Raw genomic sequence first — 14,840 nt, 5'->3', positions numbered from 1 at the left:
GGAAGGGCGGCAGCCGCATCTGCCAAATGCGAAAACTGGATAAATCGCGGATCACATCATGAGACACATTATTTCCGTTCTGCTGGAAAACGAGCCGGGCGCGCTCTCGCGCGTGGTCGGCCTCTTCTCGGCACGCGGCTACAACATTGAAACCTTGACGGTGGCGCCGACCGAAGACCGTTCGCTGTCGCGCATGACCATCGTTTCCATTGGCTCGGACGACGTGATCGAACAGATCACGAAGCATCTGAACCGCCTGATCGAGGTGGTGAAAGTGGTCGACCTTACCGAGGGCGCCCACATCGAGCGCGAACTGATGCTGATCAAGGTAAGGGCGGTCGGCAAGGAACGTGAGGAGATGAAGCGGATGGCGGATATTTTCCGCGGCCGTATCATCGACGTCACCGAAAAGACCTACACGATCGAACTGACGGGCGCGAGCGACAAGCTCGACGCGTTCATCGAAGCGATCGATGCGACCGCGATTCTCGAAACCGTCCGTACGGGCGGCTCGGGCATTGGGCGCGGAGAGCGCATTCTGAAGGTGTGACCCGACCCCAGTCGATCTTGCACCGGACTTGACCGGATGCGTCCTTAATCGCATCCGGTGCAGCAAAAGCTAATAGCAGTACCGAAATTCACCAGACTCTCGCCAAGGAACCAACATGAAAGTTTTCTACGACAAGGACGCCGATCTCTCCCTCATCAAGGGCAAGCAGGTCACGATCATCGGTTACGGCTCGCAAGGCCACGCACACGCGCTGAACCTGAAGGACAGCGGCGTGAACGTCACGGTCGGTCTGCGCAAGAACGGCGCATCGTGGAGCAAGGCTGAGAACGCCGGCCTGCAGGTCAAGGAAGTGGCCGAAGCGGTGAAGAACGCCGACGTCGTCATGATGCTCCTGCCCGACGAGCAGATCGCCGATGTCTACGCGAAGGAAGTCCACGCGAACATCAAGAACGGCGCAGCGCTCGCGTTCGCCCACGGCTTCAACGTGCACTACGGCCAGGTGATCCCGCGCGCGGATCTGGACGTCATCATGATCGCCCCGAAGGCGCCGGGCCACACGGTTCGCGGCACCTACTCGCAAGGCGGCGGCGTGCCCCACCTGATCGCTGTCCACCAGGACAAGTCGGGCGCAGCGCGTGACATCGCCCTGTCGTACGCAGCAGCGAACGGCGGCGGCCGTGCCGGCATCATCGAAACGAACTTCCGCGAAGAAACCGAAACCGACCTGTTCGGCGAACAAGCCGTGCTGTGCGGCGGCACGGTCGACCTGATCAAGGCTGGCTTCGAAACGCTGGTCGAAGCGGGCTACGCGCCGGAAATGGCTTACTTCGAGTGCCTGCACGAACTGAAGCTGATCGTCGACCTGATCTATGAAGGCGGCATCGCCAACATGAACTACTCGATCTCGAACAACGCCGAGTACGGCGAGTACGTGACGGGCCCGCGCGTCATTACGGCCGAGACGAAGAAGGTCATGAAGGAAGTCCTGAAGGACATCCAGACCGGCGAATACGCCAAGAGCTTCATCCTGGAAAACAAGGCCGGCGCACCGACGCTGCAATCGCGCCGCCGTCTCGGCGCCGAGCACCAGATCGAAGTGGTCGGTGCGAAGCTGCGCGCGATGATGCCGTGGATCGCCGCGAACAAGCTCGTCGACCAGTCGAAGAACTAATCTGACGGCTCAATCTGATCGCGTGTACGGTTTTATGCCAGCACTGATCAGTTTGACCTGAGTCAGACCCGAAAAAGCCGCCCAGGTGGGATGAACCCTGGGCGGCTTTTGCTATCCTACGGTTTTTAAAATAACAGCGAAGCCACCATGAATTACCCTCATCCGATCATCGCGCGCGAAGGCTGGCCGTTCATCGCCATTGCGGCCGTCGTGGCGCTCTTGATCCATGCGGTCGCAGGCTTCGGACTCGCATGGCCCTTCTGGCTGATCCTGATCTTCGTCGTCCAGTTTTTCCGCGATCCGCCGCGCCCGATCCCGAGCCAGGCCAACGCCGTGCTGTGCCCGGCCGACGGCCGCATCGTCGCCGTGGAAACCGCGCACGACCCGTATGCAAACCGTGAAGCGCTCAAGATCAGCGTGTTCATGAACGTTTTCAACGTGCACTCGCAGCGTTCGCCCGTGGACGGCGCCGTCGCCAAGGTCGAGTACTTCCCGGGCGCGTACCTGAACGCCGCCATCGACAAGGCTTCGACCGAGAACGAGCGCAACGCCGTGGTCCTGACGATGGCCGACGGCACGACCGTCACCTCGGTGCAGATCGCGGGCCTCATCGCGCGCCGCATTCTTTGCTACGTGCGTGCCGGTGAGCCGCTCTCGCGCGGCCAGCGCTATGGCTTCATCCGCTTCGGCTCGCGCGTCGACGTCTACCTGCCCGTGGGCAGCCGCCCGCGTGTGTCGATTGGCGAGAAGGTGTCCGCCTCGTCGACGATCCTCGCCGAACTGCCGACCCAATCGGCATAAAGGAGGGCTGCGATGGCCGGATTCAAACAGCGTCGACCCCGTAACCCTGCCGGCGCGCCGCTGCCTCGGCCGTTCCGGCGCAACAAGGCCGTGCAGGAGCCCATGGGCGTCGCCGCGAACCGGCGCGCGGCGCGCCAGGAGTTCCTGAAGAAGCGCGGCATCTACCTGCTGCCCAACGCGTTCACCACGGCGGCGCTCTTCTGCGGCTTCTTCGCGGTCGTGCAGGCCATGAACGTGCGTTTCGAGGTGGCGGCCATCGCCATTTTCGTGGCGATGGTGCTCGACGGCATGGACGGGCGCGTAGCGCGCATGACGCACTCGCAAAGCGCGTTCGGCGAGCAGTTCGACAGCCTTTCGGACATGGTGTCGTTCGGCGTGGCGCCCGCGCTCGTGATGTACGAGTGGGTGCTCAAGGATCTCGGGCGCTGGGGCTGGCTTGCGGCATTCGTCTACTGTTCGGGCGCGGCGCTGCGTCTAGCGCGCTTCAACACGAACATCGGCGTGGTGGACAAGCGCTTCTTCCAGGGCCTGCCGAGCCCGGCCGCGGCCGCGCTCATCGCCGGCTTCGTCTGGCTCGCTACCGACAACCGCGTGCCCGTGAAGCTCTCGTGGCTGCCGTGGGTGGCCTTCGTGCTGACGATCTACGCCGGCGTGACGATGGTGTCCAATGCGCCGTTCTACAGCGGCAAGGCGCTCGACGTGCGCCATCGCGTGCCGTTCGCGGCCACGCTGCTCGTGGTGGTGGCGTTCGTGCTGGTGTCGTCCGATCCGCCGCTGATGCTGTTCGGCCTGTTCGTGCTCTACGGCCTCTCGGGCTACGTGTTCTGGGCGTACCAGGCCGTGCGCGGACGCTCGAACCCGGCGCGTTCGTCGCCGCGCGAGCGGTAGGTCGCGGGTGCCGGAGTGCCGCAAGGAGGGCTGCGCGCGAGCGCGGCCCGTTTTCTTTTTGCGCACATCGGGGCTGGTCTCTTCCAATTGCGCTATCGGCGGATTCAGGCTATAGTCGGCGGCATGGACACCATCCAGTTCCCCCTCTTCTCCCTTCAAGCCGGCGCGCGACTAAGCACGCTAGCGCTAGCGCGCCTGCCGCGCTGATCTCGCTCGCCCTCCGTAAGCCTCGTTCATTGTCAGCGTCGCCATCGGTGGCGCGAACACCCAAAATCCGTTTCAGACACTGAACAAGTCCCCCTGGAGACCCGAAATGGCAGCAGACAAGCTCATCATCTTCGATACGACGTTGCGTGACGGCGAGCAGTCGCCCGGTGCGTCGATGACGAAGGAAGAGAAAATCCGCATCGCGAAGCAGCTCGAGCGCATGAAGGTCGACATCATCGAAGCCGGCTTCGCAGCCAGCTCGAACGGCGACTTCGACGCGATCCACACGATCGCCGGCATGGTGAAGGACAGCACGATCTGCTCGCTCGCCCGTGCGAACGACAAGGACATCCAGCGCGCCGCCGACGCGCTCAAGCCCGCCGACCACTTCCGCATCCACACGTTCATCGCCACTTCGGCGCTGCACATGGAGAAGAAGCTGCGCATGTCGCCCGAGCAGGTGCTCGAGCAGGCGAAGCTCGCGGTGCGCTTCGCGCGCAAGTTCACGAACGACGTGGAGTTCTCGCCCGAAGACGGCAGCCGCTCGGACATGGACTTCCTGTGCCGCGTGCTCGAAGCCGTGATCAACGAAGGCGCGACCACGATCAATATCGCCGATACGGTCGGCTACGGCATTCCCGAGCTGTACGGCAACCTCGTGAAGACGCTGCGCGAGCGCATTCCGAACTCGGACAAGGCCGTGTTCTCGGTGCACTGCCACAACGACCTCGGCATGGCCGTGGCGAACTCGCTGGCAGGCGTGCAGATCGGCGGCGCGCGCCAGGTGGAGTGCACGATCAACGGTCTCGGCGAGCGCGCCGGCAACACCTCGCTCGAAGAAATCGTGATGGCCGTGAAGACCCGCAAGGACTACTTCGGACTCGATCTCGGCATCGACACCACGCAGATCGTGCCGGCTTCGAAGCTCGTGTCGCAGATCACCGGTTTCGTCGTGCAGCCGAACAAGGCCGTGGTCGGCGCCAACGCCTTCGCGCACGCCTCGGGCATCCACCAGGACGGCGTGCTCAAGGCGCGCGACACCTACGAGATCATGCGCGCGGAAGATGTGGGCTGGAGCGCGAACAAGATCGTGCTCGGCAAGCTGTCGGGCCGCAACGCGTTCAAGCAGCGTCTCCAGGAACTTGGCATCCAGCTCGACAGCGAAGGCGAACTGAACAACGCGTTCGCGCGCTTCAAGGAACTGGCCGACCGCAAGGCCGAAATCTTCGACGAAGACATCATCGCGATCGTCACGGAAGAGTCGGCGCAGGCGCAGGATCAGGAGCACTTCAAGTTCATCTCGCTCGCGCAGCACTCGGAAACGGGTGAGCGTCCGCACGCGCGCGTCGTGTTCTCGGCCGACGGCAAGGAAGTGACCGGCGAAGCCGCGGGCAACGGCCCGGTGGACGCCACGCTCAACGCGATCGAAACCGAAGTGGGCAGCGGCTCGGAGCTCTTGCTGTACTCGGTGAACGCGATCACGACGGGCACCCAGGCGCAGGGCGAAGTGACGGTGCGTCTCTCGAAGGCCGGCCGCATCGTCAATGGCGTGGGCACGGATCCGGATATCGTCGCCGCGTCGGCGAAGGCGTATATCTCGGCGCTCAACAAGCTCTACTCGGGCGACAAGGTCAATCCGCAGCGCTCCGAAGCGGTGTAAGCGGTGGCGAGGCATCTTGCCTCGCATCGCACAGCCAATGAAAAGCCCCCGGCTTGCAAAAGCGCGGGGGTTTTGTTTTTTGCGGCGCCGGGGCCGCTGCGGCCAAGACAATCAGAACAGGCTGCGGCGATCCGGGTCGTGCAGCGGATCGGGCGTCTTCTGCGTGAGCCGCAGAATGCCCTGGTCGTCGAAGTAGAAGCTGTAGAGCATGTACCAAACGTTGTCTTCGAGGTAGCGGTAGGTCCACGCTTCCTTCTTCATCAGCGGGAAGTAGGAGGTTTCGACCGGGCGGCCGAAGTTCACGAGCACGTCGCTGCGCGTCCATTTGCCGATTTCGGCGCGATAGAACTCGTTGGGCTGCAGCACCTGGCGCACGTTCACGACGCGGCCGCTCGCGTCGATGTCGGCGGCGGTGGTGGTTTCGCCCATCGGCTGGGTCGGCCACATGAGGCGCTTGCCGCCGTCGGGCAGGTCGTAGGTTTCAGCCGGCGGCCCGAAGCGGCCGATCACGGACTGCGCGTCGTCGCCTGCATGGAATTGCTGCCACGGCTGCGCGCAGCCGGCGAGCGCGAGTGCGCCCACGCCCGCGACGAGCCCGAGGCGCAGGCGGCGCGAGGCGAGGCGCACGGGCGTTGCGAGCGAGGTTGAGAGGCGCGTGAACATGATGTCCCCCGATGGCAAGGTTTCAATGACCGCCGTGAATGTGGAACCCTTATTTTGACACGGCGCGAGGCGCTCGCGGGGCGGGCCTGTGCGGCTACGCCGAGGATCGCGGCCTTGCCGTCGGCCCGCCTCGCGGCCTATGATCCGCGCTTCGAATGACAATCGGGCTGGCATCAAACAATGAGAGAAAAGCGCATGACGGCACGCATGACGCGTGCGGCGGCGATCGTGGTCACCGTGACGGCGCTGGCGGCAGGCCTCGCGGCCTCAACCGGTGTACGGGCGGATGAGGCGCCGACCGGCAAGCCGATCCAGCTCGCGCTCATCGAAGGCATGTCCGGCCCGTTCGCGGACGCGGGCGCGGCCGTCGAGCGCAATCTGCGCTTCGGCGTGGAACGCGTCAATGCGCGCGGCGGCGTCGTGCTGCGTGACGGGGCGCATCCGCTCGAACTGGTGACGCTCGACAGCAAGGGCAGCCCCGAGGCGGCGCTCGTGCAGTTGCGCATGGCGCAGGACCGCCACATCGGCTATGTCATGCAGGGCAACAGCTCGGCGGTGGCGGCGGCGCTCGAGTCGGCAGTCGATCGCCAGGCCACGCGCGATCCGGAGAACCGCGAGCTCTTCCTCAACTATTCCGCCGACGACCCCGCGCTCACCAACGCGAATTGCAGCTTCTGGCACTTCCGCTTCGACGCGCACGCGGGCATGCGCATGGACGCGCTCGCGGACGTGATCGCCGCGGACAAGTCGGTGAAGAAGGTGTATCTGCTCAACCAGGACTACAGCTTCGGCCACGACGTGAGCACGCTCGCCCGCGCCGCGCTCGTGAAGGACCGTCCGGACATCGCCGTCGTCGGCGACGAGTTTCACCCCATTGGCCGCGTGAAGGACTTCGCGCCGTACATCGCCAAGATTCGCGCCGCGGGCGCCGACGCCGTCATCACGGGAAACTGGGGCAATGACCTCACGCTGCTCGTGAAGGCCGCGCGCGAGCAGGGCCTCGACGCGAAGTTCTACACCTTCTACGGCAACAGCCTCGGCGCGCCGGCGGCGCTGGGCGATGCGGGCGTGAAGCGCGTGATCGCCGTGGCAGACTGGCATCCGAACGCAGGCGGTGTGGCCTCCGACGCGTGGTACAAGGCGTTCCGCGCGCGCTATCCGGCAGCGAAGGACGACTACCCGGTGTTGCGCATGTCGATGATGGTGGAGATGCTCGCGCAGGCCATGACGAAGGCGGGTACGGCCGACCCCGCGGCGGTCGCCAGGACGCTGGAGGGCATGCGCTTCGACAATGGCTTTCACCCCATGTGGATGCGCGCCGACGACCACCAGGTGATCCAGCCCCTTTATGTCATGGAGATGGACAGGCAGGACACGCCCGGCGTGCGCAACGACAACGAGGGTTCCGGCTACGGCTTTCGCACGGTGCTGGCGCTGCCTGCGCAGCAGACCGTGCCCGCCACGGTCTGCCAGATGAAGCGGCCGTGACCGCGTCCCTTACAAGCGGTTTCGCGGCAAATCGGGGCTGTGCTACAATACGCCCCTTGTCGCGAACCTGCGGCAAGACAATCACGCAGTAAGAACCAAGCCACGGCACGGCCTTTCTTCCGTGACCGCTCGTTTGTTTTAAAGGAAAAGCAAAATGTCCGTAGCAGATATCAAGAAGTCCGACGTCGTCGCGCAATTCGCGCGCGGCACCAACGACACGGGTTCGCCCGAAGTTCAGGTTGCGCTCCTGACGTCGCGTATCAACGAACTGACCTCGCACTTCAAGTCGCACGCGAAGGATCACCACAGCCGCCGCGGTCTGCTGCGCATGGTGAGCCGCCGCCGCAAGCTGCTCGACTACCTGAAGGGCAAGGACGCTGACCGTTACCGCGCGCTGATCGAGAAGCTGGGTCTGCGTAAGTAATCGGAAGGTCTTCCGCAAAGATGCCTGTGTCAGTTCCACTGATGCAGGCATTTTGTTTTTGAACGGTGCGCTTCATGCTGCTTTTCAAGCTGTTTTGATGCGATAAACACCGGTCCGGGACACAAGGCAACACCAAGTAGCACCAGCAGTACAAGCAGCAGGGCCGGGCCTCGGGGCAGAGCTTTGTGTCATTCCAGCAGATCGTACGCGGCGATGCGTCACAGCCGCACTGCAACCGTTTTGCAACCTCGCGATCCGCTGGAATGGCATAACACTCCTCTTCCTGCGCGGTGCCGGAACCTGTCTTGCCGCATCGTCCGCGTGTGCGGGCGGCGCATAACAAATGAGTAAGGAGTGAGTGACCATGACCATGTTCAATAAAGTCGTGAAGGAATTCAAATGGGGCCAGCACAACGTGCGCCTCGAAACGGGTGAGATCGCCCGTCAGGCCAGCGGTGCTGTCATCGTCGACGTCGAAGACACCGTCGTGCTCGCGACCGTCGTCGGCGCGAAGACCGCCAAGCCGGGTCAGGACTTCTTCCCGCTCACCGTCGATTACATCGAAAAGACCTATTCGGCCGGCAAGATCCCGGGTGGCTTCTTCCGCCGCGAAGGCCGTCCGTCGGAAGGCGAGACGCTGATCTCGCGCCTGATCGACCGCCCGCTGCGTCCGCTTTTCCCGGAAGGCTTCTACAACGAAGTCCAGGTCGTGATCCACGTCCTGTCGATCAACCCGGAAGTCCCGGCTGACATCCCCGCGCTGATCGGCGCATCGGCTGCGCTGGCGATCTCGGGTCTGCCGTTCAACGGCCCGGTGGGCGCCGCACGCGTCGCCTACATCAACAACGAGTACGTGCTCAACCCGACGCGTGCCCAGATCAAGGAATCGCGCCTCGACCTCGTCGTGGCCGGTACCGAGCGCGCCGTGCTGATGGTGGAATCGGAAGCCGACCAGCTGCCGGAAGACGTGATGCTCGGCGCCGTCGTGTTCGGCCACGAGCAGATGCAAACGGCCATCGACGCGATCCACGAGCTGGTGCGCGACGGCGGCAAGCCCGAGTGGGACTGGACGCCGGCGCCGAAGGACGAAGCGCTCATCGCACGCGTCACGGCCATCGCCAACGACAACCTGCTCGCCGCCTATCAACTGCGCGACAAGCAGCAGCGTTCGACCAAGCTGAAGGAAGTCTACGCAGCGACGTCGGCCAAGCTCGAAGAAGAAGCGGCTGCGGCCGGCACGACGGCGGCCGACAAGGCCACGGTCGGCAACATCGTGTTCGACCTCGAAGCGAAGATCGTCCGTTCGCAGATCCTGAACGGCGAGCCGCGCATCGACGGCCGCGACACGCGCACGGTGCGCCCGATCGAGATCCGCACGGGCGTGCTGCCGCGCACCCACGGTTCGGCGCTCTTCACGCGCGGCGAAACGCAGGCGCTGGTCGTCGCGACGCTCGGCACCAAGGGCGACGAGCAGATCATCGACGCGCTCGAAGGCGAGTACCGCGACCGCTTCATGCTCCACTACAACATGCCCCCGTTCGCGACCGGCGAAACGGGCCGTGTCGGCTCGCCCAAGCGCCGTGAAATCGGCCACGGCCGTCTCGCCAAGCGCGCGCTCGTCGCGTGCCTGCCGAGCGCCGAAGAGTTCGGCTACTCGATCCGCGTGGTCTCGGAAATCACCGAGTCGAACGGCTCGTCGTCGATGGCATCGGTGTGCGGCGGCTGCCTCGCGCTGATGGACGCCGGCGTGCCGATGAAGGCGCACGTCGCCGGCATCGCGATGGGCCTGATCCTCGAAGGCAACAAGTTCGCCGTGCTGACCGACATCCTCGGCGACGAAGATCACCTCGGCGACATGGACTTCAAGGTTGCGGGTACGGAAGCTGGCGTGACCGCGCTGCAGATGGACATCAAGATCCAGGGCATCACCAAGGAAATCATGCAGGTCGCCCTCGCGCAAGCGAAGGAAGGCCGTATGCACATCCTCGGAAAGATGACCTCGGCGGTGTCGGGCGTGAACACCGAGCTGTCGGCGTACGCTCCGCGCATGATCACCATCAAGATCAACCCCGAAAAGATCCGCGACGTGATCGGCAAGGGCGGTTCGGTGATCCGCGCGCTGACGGAAGAAACCGGCACGACGATCGACATCTCCGACGACGGCGTCGTGACCATCGCTTCGACGTCGAGCGAAGGCATGGCCGAAGCGAAGAAGCGCATCGAGAACATCACGGCCGAAATCGAAGTGGGCCAGGTGTACGAAGGCGCGGTCCTCAAGCTGCTGGACTTCGGCGCGATCGTGAACCTGTTGCCGGGCAAGGATGGTCTGCTGCACATCTCCGAGATCGCCAACGAGCGCATCAAGGACATCAATGACTATCTGAAGGAAGGCCAGGTCGTGAAGGTCAAGGTCATCCAGACGGACGAGAAGGGCCGCGTGCGCCTGTCCGCCAAGGCGCTGCTCAACGAGCAGGCCAATGGCGGCGCACCGCAAGGCGAGCCGCAGCAGTAAAGCGGTAAGCTCCAACGGCCGGCAGCGTGCAAAACGCGCCGGCCGTTTTTTATGACAATGAGGGTGAATGGCAGTGCGCATGCGTCAATCCTGTCGCGTGCGCAGCGCCATCCAGGACGGGGCGCGAAGCGCTGAGGAGACGCGAGATGAAGGCAGTCGAGATTACGGAATTCGGTGCGCCGGACGTGCTCAAGCTGGCCGAACGGCCAACTCCCGAGCCGAAGGCCGGCGAAGTGCTGATCAAGGTGAGCGCCTCGGGCGTAAATCGCCCCGACGTGTTCCAGCGCAAGGGCTCGTATGCGCCGCCGCCGGGCATTTCCGATCTGCCGGGGCTCGAGGTGGCGGGCGAGATCGTTGGCGGCGCGATCGACGAGAAGAACAATCCGTTCGGGCTGAAGATCGGCGATCGTGTGTGTGCGCTGATCGCGGGCGGTGGTTACGCCGAATACGCGGTCGCGCCGCTCGGCCAGTGCCTGCCGGTGCCCCAGGGGCTCACGGATGTCGAGGCGGCCTCGCTGCCCGAAACGTTCTTCACGGTCTGGAGCAACGTTTTCCAGCGCGCCTACCTCGGCCAGGGCGAGGGCGGCGAGAACGAGACGCTGCTCGTGCAGGGCGGCTCGAGCGGTATCGGCGTGACGGCGATCCAGATCGCGCATGCCCTCGGCTTTCGCGTGTTCGCGACCGCAGGCTCGGACGACAAGTGCCGCGCCTGTGAAGCGCTCGGCGCCGACCGCGCCATCAACTACCGCAGCAGCGATTTCGTCGAGGTCGTAAAGGCGCTTACGAACGACCGCGGCGTGGACGTGATTCTCGACATGGTGGCCGGCGGCTATGTGGCGCGCGAGCTGTCCGCACTGGCGACCGGTGGCCGCATCGTGCTCATCGCGACGCTCGGCGGCTCCAAGGCCGAACTCAACATGGGCGAGATCCTGCGCCGCCGGCTCACGGTGACCGGTTCGACGCTGCGTGCGCGTTCCGTCGAGTTCAAGGCCCAGATCGCTCAGGAACTCAAGGCGAAGGTCTGGCCCCTCATCGAAGAGGGTCGCATCAAGCCCGTCGTGTTCCGCGTATTTCCCGCCGCGCAGGCCGCCGAGGCGCACGCTTTGATGGAAAGCAGCGAGCACATCGGCAAGATCATGCTCGACTGGAGCGGCGCGGCCTGACGGTGCATCGGTACGGGCGACTCGCGTGCGCATGCTTGATTTTTCGGGATTTTTTTTCGCATATTTTTTGTGCATCCCGGGCGGGGCGGTTTGACCCGCCTGGATTTCACGCAGTAAAATTATGTGTTTTGCGTCCGCTTTTAACAGCAACCGGAACAATGACGAAACAACGATCGAAGCTCGTAGTCGGTAACTGGAAGATGCATGGCCGTCTCGCGGCCAATGCGGCACTGCTAGAAGGCGTTGCGCGCGGTGCGCAGGCGCTGCCCGCGGATGTGCACGTTGGTGTGTGCGTGCCGTTCCCGTATCTCGCGCAGGCGCAGGCGCTGCTCGGCGGCAGCCGGGTTCAATGGGGCGCGCAGGACATCTCTGCGCACGAGCAGGGCGCCTATACGGGCGAAGTCGCGGCAGGCATGGTTGCCGACTTCGAAGCCAGGTTTGCGATCGTTGGTCACTCGGAGCGCCGCGCTTACCACGGCGAGAGCTCCGAATGCGTCGCTGTGAAGGCGCAGCGCGCGCTCGTGGCGGGTCTCACCCCTATCGTCTGCGTGGGTGAGACGCTCGAAGAACGCGAGTCGGGCGCGACCGAGCGCGTGGTCGGCGCACAGATCGATGCCGTGCTGGCCGCGCTGTCGGCCGAAGAGGCGGCGCGTATCGTCGTCGCTTACGAGCCGGTCTGGGCGATCGGCACGGGCAAGAGCGCGAGCTCGGAGCAGGCTCAGCAGGTGCACGCATTCCTGCGTGTGCGCCTCGCGGCCAAGGGCGCGCAAGTGGCGGACGTGCCGCTGCTCTACGGCGGCAGCGTGAAGCCGGAAAATGCGGCGGAGCTCTTCCGTCAGGCCGACATCGACGGCGGCCTGATCGGCGGCGCGTCGCTGAAAGAGGGTGATTTCCTCGCGATCTGCGTGGCCGCTGCGGCGGGCGCCAGCGTCGCGAGCTGAAGGCTTGCGCACGAAGCATTCGAACTAAAACGCGTCGTGCGGGCTGCTTATGCGTCTGCTCCGGGAGGGGCGGACGTTCAACCAGGACTCAGGTGAGTGTGATGCTGTATTTGAAAACGTTGATTATCGTCGTCCAGCTTCTGTCGGCGCTCGGGGTGATCGGCCTCGTCTTGCTGCAGCACGGCAAAGGCGCGGACATGGGCGCCGCATTCGGCAGCGGCGCGTCGGGCAGCCTGTTCGGCGCGAGCGGTTCCGCGAACTTCCTTTCGCGCACTACCGCAGTTCTCGCAACGGTGTTTTTCTGCTCCACCCTTGCGTTAACTTACCTGGGGTCGTATCATGCGAAGCCTTCGGCGGGCGTGCTTGGCGCTTCGGTTCCAGCCCCGGTCGTGGCCTCGGCGCCGGCTGCTTCGGCACCGGTTGCATCTGCTCCTGGCGCACCCGCTCCGGCGGCGGCTTCGCCGGCTGCAGCAGCCTCGCAACCTGGCAACGACGTGCCGAAATAAGATTGAAAAACTTGTTTTGTGCGTTGAACAAAGAACGGAAACAAGTTAGAATCTAAGTCTTGAAGCGATTCGCGGGTTGCAAGATTTTGTTGTCCCGGATTGCATGTAGTGCCGACGTGGTGAAATTGGTAGACACGCTATCTTGAGGGGGTAGTGGCGAAAGCTGTGCGAGTTCGAGTCTCGCCGTCGGCACCAATGTTATCTAAAAAATGCCAGCCGCTTGCTTCAGCTTCGGCTGGCATTTTTGCTTCTTACGTCGTGTTCGTCTTCTGTTCGCAGCGCGAAGTACGTGAAGTGATTCCCGCGGAGCGATGCAAGTTCCAGCGGAACCTCAGAACCAACCGATATAGAGGATAGCCTTGAACCTCGCTGCCTATTTCCCCGTCCTTCTGTTCCTCCTTGTGGGTCTCGGTCTGGGCATAGCGCTAGTGACAATCGGCAAGGTCCTCGGTCCCAACCGGCCAGACAGCGAAAAGAATTCGCCGTACGAGTGCGGCTTCGAAGCCTTCGAAGACGCCCGAATGAAGTTCGACGTACGCTACTACCTGGTCGCCATCCTTTTCATCATCTTCGACCTCGAAACGGCGTTCCTGTTTCCGTGGGGCGTGGCCCTGCGCGACATCGGCTGGCCGGGCTTCCTGTCGATGATGCTGTTTCTGCTCGAATTCCTGCTGGGCTTTGCCTACATCTGGAAGAAGGGTGGTCTCGACTGGGAATAATGGGTTAATCGCCGGATTGTATGGGCGGCACTGCGGGGAAACTGTGGGCTGTCCGTCTGGAGTGGAAAGCACATGAGTATCGAAGGGGTCTTGAAGGAAGGGTTTGTCACCACCACGGCTGACAAGCTGATCAACTGGACGCGCACTGGCTCGCTGTGGCCGATGACGTTCGGTCTGGCGTGTTGCGCGGTCGAGATGATGCACGCGGGCGCGGCCCGTTATGACCTTGACCGTTTCGGCGTGGTGTTCCGTCCGAGCCCGCGTCAGTCGGACGTCATGATCGTCGCCGGCACGCTCTGCAACAAGATGGCGCCGGCGCTGCGCAAGGTCTACGACCAGATGGCCGAGCCGCGCTGGGTCATCTCGATGGGGTCGTGCGCCAACGGCGGCGGCTACTACCACTATTCGTATTCGGTCGTGCGCGGTTGTGATCGCATCGTGCCGGTCGACGTCTACGTGCCGGGATGCCCGCCGACAGCGGAAGCCCTGGTCTACGGGGTGATCCAGTTGCAGGCGAAGATTCGCCGCACCAGCACCATCGCCCGTCAATAAAGGCCGCGAGCCTCCCCACAATATGGCAAGCAAACTCGAGACCCTGAAAGCGAACCTCGAAGCGGCCCTCGGCGCGCGCATCGTCAGCCTCACCGAGGCGCTCGGCGAGCTCACGCTGGTCGTCAAGGCGGGCGAGTCCCTCGCGGTGGCCAAGGAGCTGCGCGACAATCCCTCGCTGCGCTTCGAGCAACTGGTCGACCTGTGCGGCGTCGACTACCAGACCTTCGGTGACGGCGCCTGGGAAGGCCCGCGCTTCGCCGCGGTGTCGCATCTGCTCTCGCTCGCGAACAACTGGCGCGTGCGTCTGCGCGTGTTCGCGCCGGACGACGAAGTGCCGATCGTGCCCTCACTCGTCGAGATCTGGAATTCGGCCAACTGGTATGAGCGCGAGGCGTTCGACCTGTACGGCATCGTCTTCGAAGGCCACCCCGACCTGCGCCGCATCCTGACCGACTACGGTTTCATCGGCCACCCGTTCCGCAAGGACTTCCCGGTTTCGGGCTATGTCGAAATGCGTTACGACCCGGAGCAGAAGCGCGTGGTCTACCAGCCCGTGACGATCGAGCCGCGCGAGATCACGCCGCGTGTGATCCGCGAAGATCGCTACGGCGGTCTGAAGAAACACTAAGAGGGT

Annotated in this window: 15 protein-coding genes and 1 tRNA gene; 15 read left to right on the top strand and 1 reads right to left on the bottom strand. The window is 63.9% G+C overall.

Annotation, left to right across the window (positions count from 1 at the left end; translation table 11 throughout):
* Positions 1 to 58 precede the first annotated feature (58 nt).
* The 5 genes from ilvN to AB4Y44_RS32295 all read left to right on the top strand — a co-directional run bounded on the left by ilvN (position 59) and on the right by AB4Y44_RS32295 (position 5,238).
* On the top strand, positions 59 to 550 hold the full coding sequence (ilvN, locus tag AB4Y44_RS32315; protein ID WP_027795483.1) for an acetolactate synthase small subunit: 492 nt from the start codon (positions 59 to 61) through the stop codon (positions 548 to 550).
* A gap of 115 nt (positions 551 to 665) precedes the next feature.
* Positions 666 to 1,682: a ketol-acid reductoisomerase gene (ilvC, locus tag AB4Y44_RS32310; protein WP_028205689.1), complete on the top strand. Its 1,017-nt coding sequence runs from the start codon at positions 666 to 668 to the stop codon at positions 1,680 to 1,682.
* 147 nt (positions 1,683 to 1,829) lie between these two features.
* A complete protein-coding gene (locus AB4Y44_RS32305) occupies positions 1,830 to 2,483 on the top strand; it encodes a phosphatidylserine decarboxylase (protein ID WP_028205688.1) in 654 nt (217 codons plus the stop codon).
* Between the two features lie 12 nt (positions 2,484 to 2,495).
* The gene (gene pssA / locus AB4Y44_RS32300) at positions 2,496 to 3,371 is read left to right on the top strand and encodes a CDP-diacylglycerol--serine O-phosphatidyltransferase (protein ID WP_042271776.1); all 876 of its coding nucleotides are present in this window, start codon (positions 2,496 to 2,498) and stop codon (positions 3,369 to 3,371) included.
* 313 nt (positions 3,372 to 3,684) lie between these two features.
* Positions 3,685 to 5,238 (top strand): 2-isopropylmalate synthase, encoded by a 1,554-nt coding sequence (locus AB4Y44_RS32295; RefSeq protein ID WP_342921040.1) that lies wholly within the window; start codon positions 3,685 to 3,687, stop codon positions 5,236 to 5,238.
* A gap of 111 nt (positions 5,239 to 5,349) precedes the next feature.
* On the opposite strand, the gene AB4Y44_RS32290 is transcribed toward AB4Y44_RS32295, so the two are convergent.
* Positions 5,350 to 5,901, bottom strand: a complete 552-nt coding sequence (locus AB4Y44_RS32290; RefSeq protein ID WP_342921041.1) for a hypothetical protein — start codon at positions 5,899 to 5,901, stop codon at positions 5,350 to 5,352.
* A 195-nt stretch (positions 5,902 to 6,096) separates the two neighbouring features.
* Between AB4Y44_RS32290 and AB4Y44_RS32285 the strand changes: the two genes are divergently transcribed.
* From AB4Y44_RS32285 to AB4Y44_RS32240, 10 genes are all read left to right on the top strand, one after another.
* Positions 6,097 to 7,389, top strand: a complete 1,293-nt coding sequence (locus tag AB4Y44_RS32285) for a branched-chain amino acid ABC transporter substrate-binding protein (RefSeq protein ID WP_368701821.1) — start codon at positions 6,097 to 6,099, stop codon at positions 7,387 to 7,389.
* A 154-nt stretch (positions 7,390 to 7,543) separates the two neighbouring features.
* Complete coding sequence (gene rpsO / locus AB4Y44_RS32280) at positions 7,544 to 7,813, top strand: 30S ribosomal protein S15 (RefSeq protein WP_042271770.1); 270 nt, start codon at positions 7,544 to 7,546, stop codon at positions 7,811 to 7,813.
* 364 nt (positions 7,814 to 8,177) lie between these two features.
* The gene (gene pnp, locus AB4Y44_RS32275; protein ID WP_342921043.1) at positions 8,178 to 10,325 is read left to right on the top strand and encodes a polyribonucleotide nucleotidyltransferase; all 2,148 of its coding nucleotides are present in this window, start codon (positions 8,178 to 8,180) and stop codon (positions 10,323 to 10,325) included.
* 146 nt (positions 10,326 to 10,471) lie between these two features.
* Positions 10,472 to 11,488: an NAD(P)H-quinone oxidoreductase gene (locus AB4Y44_RS32270; RefSeq protein ID WP_342921044.1), complete on the top strand. Its 1,017-nt coding sequence runs from the start codon at positions 10,472 to 10,474 to the stop codon at positions 11,486 to 11,488.
* A gap of 158 nt (positions 11,489 to 11,646) precedes the next feature.
* A complete protein-coding gene (gene tpiA, locus AB4Y44_RS32265) occupies positions 11,647 to 12,429 on the top strand; it encodes a triose-phosphate isomerase (protein ID WP_368701820.1) in 783 nt (260 codons plus the stop codon).
* A gap of 101 nt (positions 12,430 to 12,530) precedes the next feature.
* Positions 12,531 to 12,935 carry a preprotein translocase subunit SecG gene (gene secG, locus AB4Y44_RS32260; RefSeq protein WP_342921046.1) on the top strand — a complete coding sequence of 135 codons (405 nt, stop codon included), beginning with the start codon at positions 12,531 to 12,533 and terminating at the stop codon, positions 12,933 to 12,935.
* Between the two features lie 110 nt (positions 12,936 to 13,045).
* Positions 13,046 to 13,130: transfer RNA gene (locus AB4Y44_RS32255), tRNA-Leu, on the top strand.
* 164 nt (positions 13,131 to 13,294) lie between these two features.
* The gene (locus AB4Y44_RS32250) at positions 13,295 to 13,654 is read left to right on the top strand and encodes an NADH-quinone oxidoreductase subunit A (RefSeq protein ID WP_091998289.1); all 360 of its coding nucleotides are present in this window, start codon (positions 13,295 to 13,297) and stop codon (positions 13,652 to 13,654) included.
* Positions 13,655 to 13,726: 72 nt separating this feature from the next.
* Entirely contained in the window at positions 13,727 to 14,206 is a 480-nt protein-coding gene (locus AB4Y44_RS32245) for an NADH-quinone oxidoreductase subunit B family protein (RefSeq protein ID WP_027819582.1), read from the top strand.
* Between the two features lie 22 nt (positions 14,207 to 14,228).
* Positions 14,229 to 14,834 carry an NADH-quinone oxidoreductase subunit C gene (locus tag AB4Y44_RS32240; protein ID WP_254357572.1) on the top strand — a complete coding sequence of 202 codons (606 nt, stop codon included), beginning with the start codon at positions 14,229 to 14,231 and terminating at the stop codon, positions 14,832 to 14,834.
* The last annotated feature ends 6 nt before the right edge of the window (positions 14,835 to 14,840 follow it).

Source organism: Paraburkholderia sp. BR10937 (genome assembly GCF_040965695.1).
In the GTDB taxonomy this organism is placed as follows: domain Bacteria; phylum Pseudomonadota; class Gammaproteobacteria; order Burkholderiales; family Burkholderiaceae; genus Paraburkholderia.
Note: the sequence above shows the minus strand (reverse complement) of the source record. Positions and strands in the feature narration are given on the sequence as shown.

What these genes read in the sequence shown, in the direction of transcription:
- ilvN (WP_027795483.1), top strand. Translation starts at nt 59, where the DNA reads ATGAGACACATTATTTCCGTTCTGCTGGAAAACGAGCCGGGCGCGCTC.
- ilvC (WP_028205689.1), top strand. Translation starts at nt 666, where the DNA reads ATGAAAGTTTTCTACGACAAGGACGCCGATCTCTCCCTCATCAAGGGC.
- AB4Y44_RS32305 (WP_028205688.1), top strand. Translation starts at nt 1,830, where the DNA reads ATGAATTACCCTCATCCGATCATCGCGCGCGAAGGCTGGCCGTTCATC.
- pssA (WP_042271776.1), top strand. Translation starts at nt 2,496, where the DNA reads ATGGCCGGATTCAAACAGCGTCGACCCCGTAACCCTGCCGGCGCGCCG.
- AB4Y44_RS32295 (WP_342921040.1), top strand. Translation starts at nt 3,685, where the DNA reads ATGGCAGCAGACAAGCTCATCATCTTCGATACGACGTTGCGTGACGGC.
- AB4Y44_RS32290 (WP_342921041.1), bottom strand. Translation starts at nt 5,901, where the DNA reads ATGTTCACGCGCCTCTCAACCTCGCTCGCAACGCCCGTGCGCCTCGCC.
- AB4Y44_RS32285 (WP_368701821.1), top strand. Translation starts at nt 6,097, where the DNA reads ATGACGGCACGCATGACGCGTGCGGCGGCGATCGTGGTCACCGTGACG.
- rpsO (WP_042271770.1), top strand. Translation starts at nt 7,544, where the DNA reads ATGTCCGTAGCAGATATCAAGAAGTCCGACGTCGTCGCGCAATTCGCG.
- pnp (WP_342921043.1), top strand. Translation starts at nt 8,178, where the DNA reads ATGACCATGTTCAATAAAGTCGTGAAGGAATTCAAATGGGGCCAGCAC.
- AB4Y44_RS32270 (WP_342921044.1), top strand. Translation starts at nt 10,472, where the DNA reads ATGAAGGCAGTCGAGATTACGGAATTCGGTGCGCCGGACGTGCTCAAG.
- tpiA (WP_368701820.1), top strand. Translation starts at nt 11,647, where the DNA reads ATGACGAAACAACGATCGAAGCTCGTAGTCGGTAACTGGAAGATGCAT.
- secG (WP_342921046.1), top strand. Translation starts at nt 12,531, where the DNA reads ATGCTGTATTTGAAAACGTTGATTATCGTCGTCCAGCTTCTGTCGGCG.
- AB4Y44_RS32245 (WP_027819582.1), top strand. Translation starts at nt 13,727, where the DNA reads ATGAGTATCGAAGGGGTCTTGAAGGAAGGGTTTGTCACCACCACGGCT.
- AB4Y44_RS32240 (WP_254357572.1), top strand. Translation starts at nt 14,229, where the DNA reads ATGGCAAGCAAACTCGAGACCCTGAAAGCGAACCTCGAAGCGGCCCTC.